Source organism: Pseudomonas sp. LjRoot277, assembly GCF_964253845.1.
In the GTDB taxonomy this organism is placed as follows: Bacteria; Pseudomonadota; Gammaproteobacteria; order Pseudomonadales; family Pseudomonadaceae; genus Aquipseudomonas.
On sequence record NZ_CAXURI020000001.1, the window covers coordinates 5,873,393 to 5,890,584 of the forward strand.

Annotated in this window: 14 protein-coding genes; 6 read left to right on the forward strand and 8 right to left on the reverse strand. The window is 60.4% G+C overall.

Translation table 11 applies throughout. The annotated features are described in order from the left end of the window. Positions 1–56 precede the first annotated feature (56 nt). From ACSQ87_RS27410 to mreB, 6 genes are all read right to left on the reverse strand, one after another. Positions 57–3,860 (reverse strand): YhdP family protein, encoded by a 3,804-nt coding sequence (locus ACSQ87_RS27410; protein ID WP_223429871.1) that lies wholly within the window; start codon positions 3,858–3,860, stop codon positions 57–59. 75 nt (positions 3,861–3,935) lie between these two features. Continuing rightward, positions 3,936–5,393, reverse strand: coding sequence for a ribonuclease G (gene rng, locus ACSQ87_RS27415; protein WP_033058026.1), 1,458 nt, complete (start codon positions 5,391–5,393; stop codon positions 3,936–3,938). Between the two features lie 57 nt (positions 5,394–5,450). Further along, a complete protein-coding gene (locus ACSQ87_RS27420) occupies positions 5,451–6,047 on the reverse strand; it encodes a Maf family protein (protein WP_223429872.1) in 597 nt (198 codons plus the stop codon). Between the two features lie 203 nt (positions 6,048–6,250). Beyond that, positions 6,251–6,742, reverse strand: coding sequence for a rod shape-determining protein MreD (mreD, locus tag ACSQ87_RS27425; RefSeq protein ID WP_008148886.1), 492 nt, complete (start codon positions 6,740–6,742; stop codon positions 6,251–6,253). Further along, positions 6,742–7,896: a rod shape-determining protein MreC gene (mreC, locus tag ACSQ87_RS27430; RefSeq protein ID WP_223429893.1), complete on the reverse strand. Its 1,155-nt coding sequence runs from the start codon at positions 7,894–7,896 to the stop codon at positions 6,742–6,744. The genes mreD and mreC overlap by 1 nt, the downstream gene beginning before the upstream one ends. Before the next feature lie 142 nt (positions 7,897–8,038). After that, positions 8,039–9,076 (reverse strand): rod shape-determining protein MreB, encoded by a 1,038-nt coding sequence (gene mreB, locus ACSQ87_RS27435; RefSeq protein WP_002555108.1) that lies wholly within the window; start codon positions 9,074–9,076, stop codon positions 8,039–8,041. Positions 9,077–9,290: 214 nt separating this feature from the next. Between mreB and gatC the strand changes: the two genes are divergently transcribed. The 6 genes from gatC to ACSQ87_RS27465 all read left to right on the forward strand — a co-directional run bounded on the left by gatC (position 9,291) and on the right by ACSQ87_RS27465 (position 14,515). After that, positions 9,291–9,578: an Asp-tRNA(Asn)/Glu-tRNA(Gln) amidotransferase subunit GatC gene (gene gatC / locus ACSQ87_RS27440; RefSeq protein WP_008026876.1), complete on the forward strand. Its 288-nt coding sequence runs from the start codon at positions 9,291–9,293 to the stop codon at positions 9,576–9,578. A gap of 16 nt (positions 9,579–9,594) precedes the next feature. Continuing rightward, a complete protein-coding gene (gene gatA / locus ACSQ87_RS27445; protein WP_223429873.1) occupies positions 9,595–11,046 on the forward strand; it encodes an Asp-tRNA(Asn)/Glu-tRNA(Gln) amidotransferase subunit GatA in 1,452 nt (483 codons plus the stop codon). 10 nt (positions 11,047–11,056) lie between these two features. Continuing rightward, positions 11,057–12,502 carry an Asp-tRNA(Asn)/Glu-tRNA(Gln) amidotransferase subunit GatB gene (gene gatB / locus ACSQ87_RS27450; protein WP_095129458.1) on the forward strand — a complete coding sequence of 482 codons (1,446 nt, stop codon included), beginning with the start codon at positions 11,057–11,059 and terminating at the stop codon, positions 12,500–12,502. A gap of 149 nt (positions 12,503–12,651) precedes the next feature. Further along, a complete protein-coding gene (locus tag ACSQ87_RS27455; RefSeq protein ID WP_223429874.1) occupies positions 12,652–13,026 on the forward strand; it encodes a septal ring lytic transglycosylase RlpA family protein in 375 nt (124 codons plus the stop codon). Between the two features lie 50 nt (positions 13,027–13,076). Continuing rightward, positions 13,077–14,138 carry a calcium/sodium antiporter gene (locus ACSQ87_RS27460; RefSeq protein WP_223429875.1) on the forward strand — a complete coding sequence of 354 codons (1,062 nt, stop codon included), beginning with the start codon at positions 13,077–13,079 and terminating at the stop codon, positions 14,136–14,138. After that, on the forward strand, positions 14,135–14,515 hold the full coding sequence (locus tag ACSQ87_RS27465) for a carboxymuconolactone decarboxylase family protein (protein WP_223429876.1): 381 nt from the start codon (positions 14,135–14,137) through the stop codon (positions 14,513–14,515). The genes ACSQ87_RS27460 and ACSQ87_RS27465 overlap by 4 nt, the downstream gene beginning before the upstream one ends. On the opposite strand, the gene ACSQ87_RS27470 is transcribed toward ACSQ87_RS27465, so the two are convergent. Further along, on the reverse strand, positions 14,512–15,453 hold the full coding sequence (locus tag ACSQ87_RS27470; RefSeq protein ID WP_223429877.1) for an AEC family transporter: 942 nt from the start codon (positions 15,451–15,453) through the stop codon (positions 14,512–14,514). The two genes, ACSQ87_RS27465 and ACSQ87_RS27470, sit on opposite strands and share 4 nt — an antisense overlap. 185 nt (positions 15,454–15,638) lie before the next feature. Next, complete coding sequence (garD, locus tag ACSQ87_RS27475) at positions 15,639–17,192, reverse strand: galactarate dehydratase (protein WP_046045834.1); 1,554 nt, start codon at positions 17,190–17,192, stop codon at positions 15,639–15,641.

Consider the following 17,192-nt stretch of genomic DNA (forward strand, 5'->3'; position numbering starts at 1 on the left):
GGGACTTACGGCCATGCTACTCCATACGCTTGGGGAGTGTGTTTTCAAAACGCGAGTCAAAAAGGCTTGTCGTAGGTGATTTTCGGCTCTTTCCACGGGCCCTTGACGGTGTATTGGACGCTGGCGAAACGCGCCACACGGTCACCGATCAGCTTGTCGATCAGGAACAGCGCGCCGCCGATAGCCGGTGCACCGACGATCAGCGCGGCAATCGGCAGGTTGTTGGTTACTGGCAAAGTCACCAGCAACTTGGCGTCGATCTGGTCACCCACCAGGTTCAGAGTGCCGTTGAGCTCAACATTGCTCGACGGGCCGGTCATCTGGATCGGCTCCTTGGTCACGTAAACGCCGTTGGTCGCGACCAACAAACCCTTGACCCGGTCATAACTCAGGCCTTTGCCAAACAAGTCAGAAAAGTCCAGACGCAGCCGGCGGCCGATGGAGTTGAAGTTCAGCAAGCCAAACACTCGCAACGCCTGGGCGCTGCCCTCAACTTCAACAAACTGGCCTTTTTTCAGCGAAGCATCGAGGGTTCCAGAGAAGCGCTTGCTGGCCAGCCAGGCCGGCGAACCGGGCCAGCGACCATCGACATCCATATGAAAATCTTCGCTGGTGACACTCGGCGCAAAGCCCCAGCCCTTCAGTACATCGGCGAGGTTCTTGCCGCTGATCCGGCCCTTGTACCAACTGCTGCTGGATCCGGGCGTGCCTTCCCAACCGCCGCTGCCCTGCAGGAGAATGCCCTTGAGGCCCAGATCCAGCGTATTAAGCGCAATGCCCTTGGCGGTCGGACGGACTTTCAGATACCAGGCCCCGACGAGGTCTTTGCCCTGGAACAGCTGATTGATGGTGATATCCATTGCCGGGATCTTCGTCGGATCCACCGAGGCCAGCGGATCCGGCGAATTTTCGTCGGCCAGGACCGTCGGGTCAGGCGCCGGCAAACGCACGTATTGCAGATTGATCGCAATCGGCGCGGCTTTCGCATCGGGGATGCTGGCGCTGCCCTTGACCTGCTGACTGTCGAGTTGCAAGGCCCACGCGGCGGGTTTGCGGTTCAACTGTACGGAAGCCTGATCGAGCGTAGTGCCGACACCGCTGAGCTTGCCAATCTTGAAATCCGCACCGCTGAGCAACTGTTTGGCGTTGCCGCCCGCATCCTGGCCGGCGTACTTGTCTACCAGGTCCTTCCAGGGGCCGACGTCCAGTTCCGACAGCACGCCGCGCACCCGCAGGCCTTTGGCGCCGGGTAGCACGGCATTACCGCCACCCAGGAACAACTCGCCACGACCGTCGGCAAAATTGCCGGGCGGCGCCGCAAACGTGAAGTTCGCCAGCTCACCGTAGTTGACCCAGTAGCGCCGCTCGGGCCCCTGCAGGGTCATGCGGAACGTGGTGTCGCGGCCGACGTCGGCCGCCATGCCGAACGGTGCCGGCAAATCGATTGCTACACCCTTGAGGTTGGAGCTGACCATCAATTGACTGTCGGCCCCATCAAGGTTCAATTGCAGCTGATAAGGGATCACACCGGACACTGGCAACGGCTGAGTCACACTCAGCCAATCAGTCAGTTTCTTGACCTCGACCTGGCCCGAGGCGGCGACGCGAGTCTTGAGGGTGCCGGGACCGCCATCGGCGAAAATCTGTGCAGTAACCGGTTTATCAAAGGCGCGCGCGGTGATGTTTTGCCCGCTCAAACCCTTGGTGCTGTCGAAACGGAAATCGCCCTTGAGCTGAGTCAGCTCCAGAGTTGGCTCGGCCAGTTTCAGACGGGCGTTGGCGGTCTTGAAGTCGACGAGGATCTTCGGCTGCTCGCCTTTGACCAATGGAATGTCCAGTTTCAGTTTGCCCCGCAGATCGCCCTCGCCTTCCCAACCGGCAAAGGTGGCGGCGGTGCCGATCGGTGCTTCCTGGAGAATCTTCAGGCCATCGCCCAACCCGCCGGCGAATCCGCCGTCGAGGAACAGATGGACGTTTTGCCCCGCTGGCGCACGGGGAATATTGACGTAAATGTCGCTGACCTGGGTATTGAGCAACTGCCCCTTGCTGGCCAGGATCCGCACACCGCTGTCTTCAACAAACACGTCCCCCGTGACTTTGCTGACATGTGGCCAGCCTGGCTGGAAGGCCAGTTCGGCGTCGTGAACCTTGAAGAACAGGCTGATGCTGCGGGCCGTCTCGGCGGCCCCGTGGTTCAGCGAACCCTGGTACTGGAAGAAGCCTTCGTCCACCGCACCTTTGAGAATCGCCGTACGCAGCCATTCGTCCAGCCCCGGGCTGAGCAGTGTAGGCAAGTACTTGGCGGTGTAGCGCCCGTCGCCGTCCACCAGACCGACCCGCAGGTCCATGTAGTCTTCCTGGGTGTGGTCGAAATGCAGACGGATCAGGAAGTCGCCGGCAATCTTGCCCTCCTCGCCCAGCACCTTCAGGTACGGCGCGATCAAAGTGAAGGCGTCTTTATCGAGTTTCCAGGTCAGTCGGGCATTGGCCTGAATGTACTGCCATGGCTTGGCGAAAATCGGGTCCAGGTGCAGGGAAAAATCCTTGCTGTCCATGCGCAGCTCACCACCGCCCAGATCACCGCTGATGCTGCCACTGACATTTCGCGCCGCCGGAGCACCGTGATAGGCATCGAAGCCGACCCGATCCAGGTTGGCGGCAAAGCTGAACTTGCTGTCGTCGGTGGCAGTGGGTCGGAAGTCGATCAGTACGTTGCGCAGGCCACCCGTCACTTTGAGTCGCTCGACGGCGGTGGCGACGCCCTCGGGCAGCGGCCCCAATGCATTCAGTATCGGGGTGATCGGGGTGAGATCGAGGCGGTCGGCTTGCAGATGCCAAAGCTCTTCAGTCTTGTCGGTCGCCGCGTTTTGTTTGAATTGCAGATGCGATTCCCAACGAGTCTCGCCAAGGCTCATGGCCAGCGAATCCAGGGTTACCAGCACGCCTTCAGAGCTGCGCTGGAAATAGCCATTGAGCGCCAGATTGTTGATCTGGATCGGCTTGCGCTCGGCGTACGCGCCCTTGAGTTGCGGCGCGTTCAAGCGAATCGCAGCACTTTGCAGGGCACCCTTGCTCCAGTTCACCCAAAGCTCGCCGCCGGCCTTGAACTCGGAAAAATTCCATTGTTGGGTCACGCGCTCAGGCAACCATTTCGACCAGTCGCTTTGCGGCAGGCTCAAATACGCTTCGGCCTCGCCGTCTTTCCATTCGCTGGCGCGCAGACGAGTACGCAGACTGATGGCCACCGGTTGTCCGTCGGGCAGAGTCAAACGGGCGTCGAGGCGCTGGCGGGAGACGCCGGTTTTCAGATTCAAGCCGACGTAAGTCAGGGTCAGCGGTTGCTCTTGCAGTGGCTGCAAAGTGACCTGGCTATCGAGTACCGACAGTTGCTGAACCATCTGCATGCGATTGAGCAATTGCTCAGGATCCAGCGGCTGATCCTGCTGCACCGGCAAACCTTCCAGCGCCCAATGGCCGTCCTCGCCTTCTTTGAGGCTGATCTTCAGGCCCCTGAGTTCCAGGTGAGCGATGCGCACTTCGCGAGCCATCAGACTGGCCCAAAGATCCGGCACCGCGCGCACCTGATCCAGACGCAGGGCATTGGCGCCCTCGCCGACCATCACGTCGTGAGCCAGCATGATCGGAGCAAAGCCGCTCCAGTTGCCTTCCAGTTCGCCGATATTCAGCGGCATGCCCAAGGCAGCGCTGGCTTTGGCTTCGACTTCGGCACGGTACTCGGCCACCAGCGGGGTCAGCTCTCGGCCGAGGCTGACGTACAACGCCATCAACACCAATACCAACGCACACAGCCCCAGACCCCAGCGGGTCAGTGCGGCCAAAATGCGTGTCAGACGTTCCATGTCAGTTGGCTCCCATGGCAAAAATGCTGCAAAAAGCTGAGGCCAGCCGTTCTAGCAGGGTTGAAATACAGCGATTCAGAGCAGCACCACGTCGTATTGTTCCTGGGAATACATGGTTTCCACCTGGAACCGGATGGTGCGTCCGATAAAACCTTCGAGCTCGGCGACATTGCCCGACTCTTCATCGAGCAAACGGTCGACCACTTTCTGGTTTGCCAATACACGATAGCCTTCCGCCTGATAGGCGCGAGCTTCTCGGAGGATTTCGCGGAAAATCTCGTAGCAAACGGTTTCCGGCGTCTTGAGCTTGCCGCGTCCCTGACAGCTGCTGCACGGTTCGCACAGCACTTGCTCAAGACTTTCGCGGGTGCGCTTGCGAGTCATCTGCACCAGGCCCAATTCGGTGATACCGATGATGTTGGTCTTGGCGTGATCGCGCTCCAGTTGCTTCTCGAGCGTGCGCAGCACCTGACGTTGGTGCTCTTCATCTTCCATGTCGATGAAGTCGATGATGATGATCCCGCCCAGGTTGCGCAGGCGCAGCTGACGAGCGATGGCGGTCGCGGCTTCGAGGTTGGTCTTGAAGATGGTTTCTTCGAGGTTGCGATGACCGACGAACGCCCCGGTGTTGACATCGATGGTGCTCATGGCTTCCGCCGGATCGACCACCAGATAACCGCCGGATTTCAGCGGGACTTTACGCTCCAGGGCTTTCTGGATTTCGTCTTCGACGCCGTACAGGTCGAAGATCGGCCGTTCGCCAGGGTAATGCTCAAGACGATCGGCGATTTCCGGCATCAGCTCGGCGACGAACTGCGTGGTTTTCTGGAAGGTTTCCCGGGAGTCGATCCGGATCTTCTCGATCTTCGGGCTCACCAGGTCACGCAAGGTGCGCAGCGCCAGGCCGAGGTCTTCGTAGATCACACTCGGCGCGCTGATGGTTTTGATTTGCTCGTTGATCTGATCCCAGAGACGACGCAGGTAGCGAATGTCCATCAGGATTTCATCGGCACCGGCACCTTCGGCAGCGGTACGCAGGATGAAGCCACCGGCCTCTTGGATGCCTTCTTTGGCCACGCAATCGGTGACCACTTGCTTGAGTCGTTCGCGCTCGGCTTCGTCTTCGATCTTCAACGAAATGCCAACGTGTGCAGTGCGCGGCATGTACACCAGATAACGCGACGGGATCGACAACTGAGTCGTCAGGCGTGCGCCTTTGGAGCCGATCGGGTCCTTGGTGACTTGCACCACCAGGCTCTGACCCTCGTGAACCAGAGCGCTGATGCTCTCGACCGCAGGGCCTTCGCGCAGAGAGATTTCCGAGGCGTGAATGAACGCGGCGCGGTCCAGTCCGATGTCGACGAATGCCGCTTGCATGCCGGGCAATACCCGCACGACCTTGCCTTTATAGATGTTGCCGACGATCCCGCGCTTTTGCGTGCGCTCGACGTGGACCTCTTGCAGAACACCGTTTTCAACCACCGCCACGCGCGATTCCATCGGCGTGATGTTGATCAGGATCTCTTCACTCATGGCAGGGTCTCGTTCAGGCATGTTCACGATAATGGCCGCATCTTGTCAGTACGACGCTCAACGCGCGTTAAGGGTTTGCCAACAGGGTATGCCGAAATGGCCGAGCAGCTCAGCGGTTTCGCACAGCGGTAACCCGACTACCGCCGAGTAACTGCCATTGAGCCCGGCTACAAACACCGCGCCGAGTCCTTGAATGCCGTAGCCGCCGGCCTTGTCCTGCGGCTCGCCGCTGGCCCAGTAGGCCACCGCTTCATCGCGATTGATGTTGCGAAAACGCACCAGACTGCGCACCACCCGAGACTCGCAACGCTCACCTTCTCGCACCGCAATCGCCGTCAGGACTTCATGTTCACACCCGGACAACATCATAAGCATGGCGCACGCCTCGGCTTCATCAACCGGCTTGCCGAGAATTTTTCCATCCAGCACCACGGCGGTGTCGGCGCCCAGCACGCAAAAATCTGCGTCGGACACGACAGTCCCGCGCCCGGCCTCGGCTTTGCCGCGCGCCAGGCGCTCGACATAGGCCGACGGGGATTCATCTTCTAAAGGGGTTTCATCGATCTCCGCACTGATGGCGGAGAACGGCACGCCGATCTGCGTGAGCAGTTCACGCCGACGCGGCGAGCCTGAGGCGAGGTACAGCTGTTTCATCAAGACATCTCCCTTGTTTAGTGCCCCGCCTCACAAATACTGTTCCTTTTTGGCGGCGTCTGTTGTTGCCATACTGCGTTGCCGCTCCTCGCCATAGCCAGCTATGACTTGTCGCGGCGCCTTGCCTGGCAACAACAGCCACTCGCCAAAAAAGAAACATATTTGCGAGACAGGGCACCGGTGCGGGCAAATGCCTGACCGAATTAATTGATTTTGTAACGTCGACGCAAACCGCGCAAACCGTAGCTGATCCATGGCCAGAGCAATGCACTGACCAATGCCGGCAAGACCAGCGCCAGCGTCGGCTGACGATTGCCGGTCAGGGCGCTGAGCCATAGTTGAACAAGCTGCGCGAGGCCGAAGATCACCAGGATCACCAGGCTCTGTTGCCACATAGGGAACATGCGCAGGCGTTGTTGCAGCGCCAGCACCAGGTACGTGATCAATGTCAGGATCAACGCGTTCTGGCCCAGCAGCGTGCCATAAAGCACGTCTTCGGCCAGGCCCAGGCACCACGCGGTGACCATCCCGACTTTCTGCGGCATGGCTAACGCCCAGAATGCCAACAGCAAGGCCAGCCACAGTGGACGGAGGATTTCCATGAATTGCGGCAGCGGCGAAACGCTGAGCAGCATGCCTATGGCGAATGTCAGCCAGACCATCCAGCCGTTTCGGGATGCAGTAGCACCAACCATTATTCTCGTCCCCCAGTGGTAGCCGGCGCAGAGACAGGCGGTTTGGCAGCAGGCTTCACGGCAGCGGGCGGTTTAGCGGCCGCAGGTTGCGTCGCGGGCGGCTTGCTGGCGGCAGGTTTCGCAGGAGCAGGATGAGTCGCCGCAGGTTTGGGCGGGGTTGTGGCAGCAGGGGCAGCAGGGACAGCCGTCGGTGCAACCGGCGTCACGGGCGCAGCAACAGCAGCCGGGACGATGGCAGGTTTCGGCACGGTCGCTGGAATGATCGGTCCACCACCATGCTGGTCCAAAGCCTCTTGAGCCTGGGCAGCTTCGTTGGCGCGCTCTTCGGCTGTGCGGCCGTCGGTGAACACCAGCAACAGGTAACGGCTACGGTTCAAGGCGGCGGTCGGCACGGCACGCACAATAGCGAACGGTTGACCGGAATCGTGAATCACTTCCTTGACCGTCGCCACCGGGTAACCCGCCGGGAACCGCTGCCCCAGACCGGAGCTGACCAGCAGATCGCCTTCTTTAATGTCGGCGGTATCGGCCACGTGACGCAGCTCCAGGCGTTCCGGGTTACCGGTGCCGCTGGCAATCGCCCGCAGACCGTTACGGTTCACCTGTACCGGAATGCTGTGAGTGGTGTCGGTCAGCAGCAGCACACGAGAGGTGTACGGCATCAACTCGACCACCTGTCCCATCAGGCCGCGGGCATCGAGCACCGGCTGACCGAGGACCACACCGTCGCGCTCACCTTTATTGATGATGATGCGGTGGGTGAAGGGATTGGGGTCCATGCCGATCAGCTCGGCCACTTCGACCTTCTCGTTGACCAGCGCGGAGGAGTTGAGCAACTCGCGCAGCCGAACGTTCTGCTCGGTGAGGGCGGCAAGCTTTTGCATGCGGCCCTGCAACAGCAGGTTTTCGGTTTTGAGTTTTTCGTTTTCGGCGACGAGCTCGGTACGGCTGCCAAATTGGCTGGCCACACCCTGCCATAGCCGCTGTGGCAGGTCGGTGATCCAGTAAGACTGCATCAGTACCAGCGACATTTGGCTACGCACTGGCTTGAGCAGTGTGAAGCGGGCATCGACCACCATCAGCGCGACCGATAGCACGACCAGCACCAACAAGCGCACGCCCAGTGAAGGCCCTTTGGTGAAAAGCGGTTTAATAAGCCGCTCCTCCCAGGCAAATGTTCTCTTTATTCATACGGCATCAAACCGGCCTGGATGCAGACTGACAGAAGATAAACGCCAACAGGCAGCACTGCAAAGTGCTGCCTGCGCGCCAACAGCATAGATGCGTCGGGCGAGATCACTCGCTCGACAGCAGGTCCATGGTGTGTTTATCCATCATTTCCAACGCACGGCCACCGCCGCGAGCAACGCAGGTCAGCGGGTCTTCGGCAACGATTACCGGCAGACCGGTTTCCTGGGCCAGCAACTTGTCGAGGTCACGCAGCAAGGCGCCACCACCGGTCAGTACCAGACCACGCTCGGCGATATCGGAAGCCAGTTCCGGAGGCGATTGCTCCAGCGCACTTTTCACAGCCTGAACGATGGTGGCCAGGGACTCTTGCAGAGCTTCCAGCACTTCATTGGAGTTCAGGGTGAATGCGCGTGGAACGCCTTCGGCCAGGTTACGGCCACGAACGTCGACTTCGCGAACTTCGCCGCCCGGGTAGGCAGTACCGATTTCCTGCTTGATGCGCTCGGCAGTGGATTCACCGATCAGGCTGCCGTAGTTGCGACGCACGTAAGTGATGATCGCTTCGTCGAAGCGGTCGCCGCCAACCCGTACGGACTCGGCGTAAACCACACCGTTCAGGGAGATCAGCGCGATTTCAGTGGTACCGCCACCGATATCGACAACCATCGAGCCGCGAGCTTCTTCAACCGGCAGGCCGGCACCGATCGCAGCAGCCATTGGCTCTTCGATCAGGAACACTTCACGGGCACCGGCACCGAGGGCCGACTCACGGATGGCACGACGCTCAACCTGGGTGGATTTGCACGGAACGCAGATCAGCACGCGAGGGCTAGGCTGCAGGAAGCTGTTTTCGTGAACCTTGTTGATAAAGTACTGCAGCATCTTTTCGCAAACGCTGAAGTCGGCGATCACGCCATCTTTCATCGGACGAATGGCAGCAATGTTGCCCGGCGTACGGCCGAGCATGCGCTTGGCCTCGGTGCCGACAGCAACGACACTTTTCTGGTTACCGTGTGTCCGAATAGCCACAACCGATGGCTCATTCAGGACGATACCGCGCTCGCGCACGTAAATAAGGGTGTTGGCAGTGCCCAGGTCAATGGAAAGATCGCTGGAAAACATGCCACGCAGTTTCTTGAACATGGGAAAGGGACCCTAGGCAACGCGTGGGTAAAAAAGTGCGGCAAACTCTAACAACGACAGGGATTTTGGGCAAGGCGCCAATATGTTAAATTGGCCGCTTTTCTGTGCACCAACCCCCACAATCGCGGCCTTATGACCGTAGAAATGCGGTAGTGTTCCGACAATCTAACACACGGATAGCATCCGTTCTGTTTTCCTTCCACTGGAGAATCCCATGACGCTTGAACGCTCCGACGTGGAAAAAATCGCTCATCTGGCCTGTCTGGGCCTTAATGATGCCGATCTTCCACACATCACTTCGGCCCTGAACAGCATTCTGGGGCTGGTCGACGAAATGCAGGCGGTCAATACCGACGGTATCGAGCCGCTCGCCCACCCACTGGAAGCCAGCCAGCGCCTGCGTGCAGACGTCGTGACCGAGACCAATCATCGCGAGGCCTATCAGTCCATCGCACCAGCGGTCGAAAACGGCCTGTACCTGGTTCCGAAAGTCATCGACTAAAGGGAAAGAGCCTGCAATGCATCAATTGACTCTGGCCGAGATCGCCCGCGGTCTCGCCGATAAAAAGTTTTCTTCCGAAGAGCTGACCAAAACCCTGCTGGCGCGTATCGCCCAGCTCGACCCTCAGCTCAACAGTTTCATTAGCCTCACCGAAGACCTGGCGCTTGCGCAGGCGAAAGCCGCTGACGCACGCCGGGCCAATGGTGAGAGCGGCGCCCTGCTCGGTGCGCCGATCGCCCACAAAGACCTGTTCTGCACCCAGGGCATTCGCACCAGTTGCGGCTCGAAGATGCTCGACAACTTTAAAGCACCGTACGACGCCACCGTGGTCGCCAAACTGGCCGCTGCCGGCGCCGTGACGCTGGGCAAGACCAACATGGACGAATTCGCCATGGGTTCGGCCAACGAGTCGAGCTACTACGGCGCAGTGAAAAACCCGTGGAACCTGGAACACGTGCCCGGCGGTTCGTCCGGCGGTTCGGCGGCCGCGGTTGCCGCACGCCTGCTGCCTGCGGCCACGGGCACCGACACGGGCGGTTCGATCCGTCAGCCCGCCGCCCTGACCAACCTCACTGGTCTGAAACCGACGTACGGTCGCGTTTCGCGCTGGGGCATGATCGCCTACGCTTCCAGTCTCGATCAGGGCGGTCCATTGGCGCGCACTGCCGAAGACTGCGCGATCCTGCTGCAAGGCATGGCCGGTTTCGACCCGCAGGACTCCACCAGCATCGACGAACCTGTGCCTGATTACAGCGCCAGCCTCAACGGTTCGCTGCAAGGCCTGCGCATCGGCGTGCCGAAGGAATACTTCAGCGCCGGTCTCGACCCGCGCATCGCCGACCTGGTCATGGCCAGCGTTGAAGAGCTGAAAAAGCTCGGTGCCGTGGTCAAGGAAATCAGCCTGCCGAACATGCAGCACGCGATCCCTGCGTACTACGTGATCGCCCCGGCGGAAGCGTCTTCCAACCTGTCGCGTTTCGACGGCGTGCGTTTCGGCTATCGCTGCGAAGACCCGAAAAACCTGGAAGACCTGTACAAGCGTTCCCGTGGCGAAGGCTTCGGCCCGGAAGTACAGCGCCGGATCATGGTCGGCGCCTACGCGCTGTCGGCCGGTTACTACGATGCCTACTACCTGAAGGCGCAGAAGATCCGTCGTCTGATCAAGAACGACTTCATGGCTGCCTTCAATGAGGTCGACATCATCCTCGGCCCAACCACGCCGAACCCGGCCTGGAAGCTCGGCGCCAAGAACAGCGACCCGGTCGCTGCGTACCTGGAAGACGTCTACACCATCACCGCCAACCTCGCCGGTCTGCCGGGCTTGTCCATGCCAGCAGGTTTTGTCGATGGCCTGCCGGTCGGCGTGCAGTTGCTCGCCCCGTATTTCCAGGAAGGCCGCTTGCTCAACGTTGCGCACCAGTATCAGTTGAACACTGACTGGCACACCCGCACCCCAACCGGCTTCTGAGGAGAAACACATGCAATGGGAAGTCGTGATCGGGCTGGAGATTCATACCCAGCTCACCACCCGGTCGAAAATCTTTTCCGGTAGCTCCACCACTTTCGGTTCCGAGCCGAACACCCAGGCCAGCCTGGTTGACCTCGGTATGCCTGGCGTATTGCCGGTGCTGAACCAGGAAGCAGTGCGCATGGCGGTGATGTTCGGTCTGGCGATTGATGCCGAGATCGGCCAGCACAACGTGTTCGCGCGTAAAAACTATTTCTACCCGGACCTGCCCAAGGGCTACCAGATCAGCCAGATGGAATTGCCGATCGTTGGCAAGGGCCACCTGGACATCGCGCTGGAAGACGGCACGGTCAAACGCGTCGGCATCACCCGCGCGCACCTGGAAGAAGACGCCGGTAAAAGCCTGCACGAAGAATTCAGCGGCGCCACCGGCATCGACCTGAACCGTGCCGGCACGCCGCTGCTGGAAATCGTTTCCGAGCCGGACATGCGCAGCGCCAAGGAAGCCGTGGCTTACGTCAAGGCTGTCCACGCGATGGTGCGTTACCTCGGCATCTGCGACGGCAACATGGCCGAAGGTTCGCTGCGTTGTGACTGCAACGTGTCGATCCGCCCGAAAGGCCAGGTTGAATTCGGCACGCGCTGCGAGATCAAGAACGTGAACTCGTTCCGTTTCATCGAGAAGGCGATCAACACCGAAGTGCAGCGTCAGATCGAACTGATCGAAGACGGCGGCAGGGTGATCCAGCAGACCCGACTGTACGATCCGAACAAGGACGAAACCCGTCCGATGCGCAGCAAAGAGGAAGCCAACGACTATCGTTACTTCCCCGATCCGGACCTGCTGCCGGTGGTCATCGAAGACTCGTTCCTCGACGACGTGCGCGCCACCCTGCCGGAACTGCCACCACAGAAACGCGAGCGCTTCCAGGCGCAGTTCGGTCTGTCGGTCTACGACGCCAGCGTCCTGGCCACCAGCCGCGAGCAAGCCGATTACTTCGAGAAAGTCGTGAGCATCGGCGGCGACGCCAAGCTGGCGGCCAACTGGGTGATGGTTGAATTGGGCAGCCTGTTGAACAAACAGGGCCTGGACATCGACCAGTCGCCGGTCTCGGCCGAGCAACTGGGCGGCATGCTGCTGCGCATCACCGACAACACCATCTCCGGCAAAATCGCCAAGGTGGTATTTGAAGCCATGGCCAACGGCGAAGGCAGCGCGGACGAGATCATCGACAAGCGCGGCCTGAAGCAAGTGACCGACACGGGCGCGATTTCGGCAGTGTTGGACGAAATGCTCGCAGCCAACGCCGAACAGGTTGAACAGTACCGCGCGGCAGACGAAGCCAAACGCGGCAAGATGTTCGGCTTCTTCGTCGGCCAGGCCATGAAAGCCTCCAAAGGCAAGGCCAACCCGCAACAGGTCAACGAACTGCTGAAAAGCAAGCTCGAAGGCTGATGAGAATGGAGCCAGCACTCAAAACTGGCTCTGATCCTTGTGGGAGCGGGCTTGCTCGCGAAAGCGGTGTATCAGTCAACATTGATGTTGGATGTGATACCCCCTTCGCGAGCAAGCCCGCTCCCACATTTGTTTTGGGAACACCGCCTATGAAGCGTCTGCTCAGTGCCTGCGCCCTGCTCTCTTTGCTGGCCGGTTGCGCCAGCACCGATGTCATCGATCCACACGGCTACGACAAGACCGGCACGGCGTCCTATTACGGCGCCAAACACCATGGCAAACGCACCGCCAGTGGCGAGCGTTTCAACAAGAATTCCCTGACCGCCGCCCATCGCCAGTTGCCGTTCGGCACCCGGGTGAAGATTACCAACCTGAATAACGACAGATCCTGCGTGGTGCGCATCAACGACCGCGGGCCGTACTCTCGTGGGCGTCTGATCGATGTTTCACATGAAGCGGCCGAACAACTGGGTATGCTCAGAAGCGGCACCGCGAAGGTTCGCGTGCAAGCCCTCGACGACTGATAGACGGAGCGCCAACCATTTTCGGACTTGCCGATATACCCCTGATCAGCGTGATTGAATTGCTCAGCGGTTTGCTGTTGCTGATCGCCGGCGCTGAGCTGATGGTGCGCGCCGCCGTTCGCCTCGCCGCGCGCCTGCATGTACGACCGCTGATTATCGGCCTGACCATCGTCGCCCTCGGCAGCAGCGCACCGCAGATGGCGGTCAGCCTGCAAGCGACCCTGGCACAGAACGCCGACATCGCCGTCGGCAGCGTGATCGGCAGTAGCATCTTCAACATCCTCGTCACCCTCGGGCTCTCGGCGCTGATCATCCCGCTGCGGGTTTCACGGCAACTGGTGCGCCTGGATATTCCGCTGATGATCAGCGCCAGCCTGCTGGTGTTCGTATTGGCGTGGAACGAAGAACTGACCCGCGCCGATGGCGTGCTGCTGCTCGCGGCACTGGTGCTATATCTGGGCCTGCTGCTGCGCCAGTCGCGGCACTCGACCCGCCCGCAATCGACGACCCACGAAGTCCCGCAAGCGCCATGGCTCAGCAGTCTGCTGATGATCGCCGTGGGTTTGGCGATGCTGGTCTACGCCGGGCACTTGCTGTTGGGCGCGGCGGTTTCGGTCGCGACCGATCTGGGGTTGTCGGAGCGGATCATCGGCCTGACCATTGTTGCTGTCAGCACCTCCCTGCCGGAACTGGCGACCTCGTTGATCGCCGCGTTACGCGGTCAACGCGACATCGCCGTGGGCAACGTGATCGGCAGCAACCTGTTCAACCTCTTGGGCGTGCTGGGTTTCACCGCACTGATCGCTCCGACGCCGCTGTCGGTATCGCCAAACGCCCTGGATTTCGACTTGCCGGTGATGCTCGGCGTCGCGGTGTTGTGCCTGCCGGTGTTTTATTCCGGTTACCGGGTGACCCGTGCCGAAGGTCTGCTGTTTTTGGGTTTGTATCTGGCTTACGGTCTGCACGTGGTGTCGTTCACCACCGGCATGCCGCTGGCCGGCAAGCTTGAACACCTGATGCTGTTTTTTGTCCTGCCGGCGCTGATGGCGTTTTTGCTGTTCACGTCGCTGCGCGCCTGGCGTCGCCAACACCACAATAAGGAATTGCCATGACCGATGATAAAAAGCCTGGGGTTGAAGTCCGCCGCCAAGTGATGGGTGACGCCTTCGTCGACCGCGCGCTGGGCAATGCCACCGAGTTCACTCAACCGCTGCAGGATTTCGTCAACGAGCACGCCTGGGGCGGCGTCTGGAACCGCGAAGGCCTGCCATTGAAAACCCGCAGCCTGATCACCCTCGCCGCGCTGACCGCGTTGAAGTGCCCGCAGGAATTGAAAGGTCACGTGCGCGGTGCGCTGAACAATGGCTGCACCGTGGAAGAGATTCGTGAAGCGCTGCTGCATTGCGCGGTGTATGCCGGTGTACCGGCGGCCATCGATGCGTTTCGGGCGGCGCAGGAAGTGATCGACAGTTACCAGAAGGCCGACTAGATCCACCCGCCCCACTGCAACAGGAAGATCCCGATGTTGGTGGTGATCGCCGCCATCAACGTGGTGATCACGATGATCGCTGCCGCCAGTTCATGATTGCCATTGGCCTGACGAGCCATGACAAAACTGGCCGCGGCGGTCGGGCTGCCGAAGTACAGGAACAGAATTCCCAACTCCGCACCACGAAAGCCCCAGAGCCACGCCCCCAGCGTCGCCAGAATCGGCAGGCCGATCATCTTCACCAGACTTGAGCTCAGCGCCATGTTGCCGCTTTTGCGCAGGGCCGCCAGCGACAGCGTGCCGCCAATGCAGATCAGCGCCAGCGGCAAGGTGGTTTGCGCCAGGTATTGACCGGACTTCTCAAGCCATCCCGGCAAGCTGATCTGGAAGTAGGCAAACGGCGCCGCCGCAAACACGCTGATGATCAGCGGATTGACCATCACGCTTTTGCAGATACTCCAGGGGTCAGACTTGATCACCGGGCTATACACCGCCAGCACGATGGTCGAGAGCGTGTTGTAAAACAGGATGACCAACGCCGCGAGAATCGCCCCGAGGGATATCCCGTAGTCGCCGTACATGCTTGCCGCCAGTGCGAGGCCGATCACCCCGTTATTGCCGCGAAAGGCGCCCTGGGTGTAGATCCCCCGGTCTTCCCGCGGACACTTCCAGATCGCCCAGCCCCAGGCGATGGCAAAACACACCAGCGTCGCCAGCGAGAAATAGATCAGCAGCGCCGGTTGCAACGCGGCGTGCAGGTCGGCATGCAGGATGCCCAGAAACAGCAACGCCGGCATGGTGACGTTGAACACCAGGGCCGACGCTGTGTGGATGAAGTTGTCGTTAATCCAGTCGATGCGCTTGAGCAGCGCCCCCAGAAACAGCATGGCAAACACCGGCGCGGTGATGTTCAGGGTTTCGAGGAAGATAGCCAGCATGCCGGGGGTAACCTTGGGTGGGCGTCGTTAGGGGGCTAATGATAAGCCACGGAGGACATCGGCGTCTGGTCGAGCAAGTGATGGGGAACCTGTGGCGAGGGAGCTTGCTCCCGCTGGGCCGCGAAGCGGCCCCAAAGTTGGGACTGCTACGCAGTCCAGCGGGAGCAAGCTCCCTCGCCACAGTCTTACGTGATCGGCGCTGGGTTGAACAAGGTGATGTCGTTATGCAGCTTGTGCTTCTCCGCCCAGGTTTGCTTCTTGCCGCTAGCCACATCCAGGTAATAGTGAAACAACTCCCAGCCGAGGTCTTCAATCGAGGCCCGCCCGGTCGCAATCCGTCCGGCATCGATGTCGATCAAATCCGGCCAGCGCTGCGCCAGCTCGGTCCGGGTCGACACCTTCACCACCGGAGCCATCGCCAAACCATACGGCGTACCACGCCCGGTAGTGAACACATGCAGGTTCATCCCCGCCGCCAATTGCAACGTCCCGCAGACAAAATCACTGGCCGGGGTCGCACAGAAGATCAGCCCTTTGCGCTTGAAGCGCTCACCCGGGCCAAGCACCCCGTTGATAGCGCTGCTGCCGGATTTGACGATCGAGCCCAGCGACTTCTCGACAATGTTCGACAACCCGCCCTTCTTGTTGCCCGGCGTGGTGTTGGCGCTGCGATCCGCTTCGCCCTTGGCCAGGTAACGGTCGTACCAGTCCATCTCGCGCACCAGTTCCTGAGCGACTTCCTCAGTTTCTGCGCGGGAAGTCAGCAGGTAAATCGCATCGCGCACCTCGGTGACTTCGGAAAACATCACCGTCGCACCCGCGCGTAATAACAGGTCCGAGGCATAACCCAGCGCCGGGTTGGCGGTGATGCCGGAAAACGCATCGCTGCCGCCGCACTGCATGCCCAGAATCAGCTCGGACGCCGGCACGGTTTCCCGGCGACGCTGATCGAGCTTCTTCAAACGGGTCTCGGCCAGCGCCATGATCTGCTCGATCATCTCGGTGAAACCGTGACTCGAATCCTGCAAGCGGTACAACCACGGATCGCTCAAATCCACCGAGCTGTCGTTCTCGTGCATCACCTGCCCGGCCTGCAATTTCTCGCAGCCCAGGCTGATCACCAACGCTTCGCCACCCAGGTTCGGGTTACGCGCCAGGTTGCGCACGGTACGGATCGGGATGTACGCGTCAGTCGCCGTAATCGCCACGCCACAGCCGTAGCTGTGAGTCAGCGCGACCACGTCATCGACGTGCGGATACTTGGGCAGCAACTCGTCCTTGATGCGCTTGACCGCATGGTCCAGCACGCCGGTGACGCACTGAACTGTCGTGGTAATCCCGAGAATGTTACGCGTGCCGACGGTGCCGTCGGCGTTGCGATAACCCTCGAACGTGAAGCCTTCCAGCGGTGCCTGCGCCGCCGGCACTTCGGTGGACAGCGGCAAGCTGTCCAGCGGTGGTGCGGTGGGCATGCGCAGTTGATCTTCCTTGACCCAGCTGCCACGCGGAATCGGCTGCAACGCGTAGCCAATGGTCTGCCCGTAACGAATCACCTGGCCACCCACGGGAATGTCTTCCAGGGTGACCTTGTGGCTCTGTGGCACGAAGTCCACGGTGACCAGGCCGTCCGGAAACTCAGTGCCGGCCGGCACGCCTTGGTCATTGACCACGATCACTACGTTGTCCCGCTCGTGCAGGCGGATGTAGCGCGGCGAGTCGGAATGTTCAATCAACTGCAT

What these genes read in the sequence shown, in the direction of transcription:
- ACSQ87_RS27410 (WP_223429871.1), bottom strand. Translation starts at nt 3,860, where the DNA reads ATGGAACGTCTGACACGCATTTTGGCCGCACTGACCCGCTGGGGTCTG.
- ACSQ87_RS27420 (WP_223429872.1), bottom strand. Translation starts at nt 6,047, where the DNA reads ATGAAACAGCTGTACCTCGCCTCAGGCTCGCCGCGTCGGCGTGAACTG.
- ACSQ87_RS27465 (WP_223429876.1), top strand. Translation starts at nt 14,135, where the DNA reads ATGACCGATGATAAAAAGCCTGGGGTTGAAGTCCGCCGCCAAGTGATG.
- gatC (WP_008026876.1), top strand. Translation starts at nt 9,291, where the DNA reads ATGACGCTTGAACGCTCCGACGTGGAAAAAATCGCTCATCTGGCCTGT.
- ACSQ87_RS27470 (WP_223429877.1), bottom strand. Translation starts at nt 15,453, where the DNA reads ATGCTGGCTATCTTCCTCGAAACCCTGAACATCACCGCGCCGGTGTTT.
- gatB (WP_095129458.1), top strand. Translation starts at nt 11,057, where the DNA reads ATGCAATGGGAAGTCGTGATCGGGCTGGAGATTCATACCCAGCTCACC.
- garD (WP_046045834.1), bottom strand. Translation starts at nt 17,192, where the DNA reads ATGCAGTTGATTGAACATTCCGACTCGCCGCGCTACATCCGCCTGCAC.
- mreD (WP_008148886.1), bottom strand. Translation starts at nt 6,742, where the DNA reads ATGGTTGGTGCTACTGCATCCCGAAACGGCTGGATGGTCTGGCTGACA.
- rng (WP_033058026.1), bottom strand. Translation starts at nt 5,393, where the DNA reads ATGAGTGAAGAGATCCTGATCAACATCACGCCGATGGAATCGCGCGTG.
- gatA (WP_223429873.1), top strand. Translation starts at nt 9,595, where the DNA reads ATGCATCAATTGACTCTGGCCGAGATCGCCCGCGGTCTCGCCGATAAA.
- ACSQ87_RS27455 (WP_223429874.1), top strand. Translation starts at nt 12,652, where the DNA reads ATGAAGCGTCTGCTCAGTGCCTGCGCCCTGCTCTCTTTGCTGGCCGGT.
- mreB (WP_002555108.1), bottom strand. Translation starts at nt 9,076, where the DNA reads ATGTTCAAGAAACTGCGTGGCATGTTTTCCAGCGATCTTTCCATTGAC.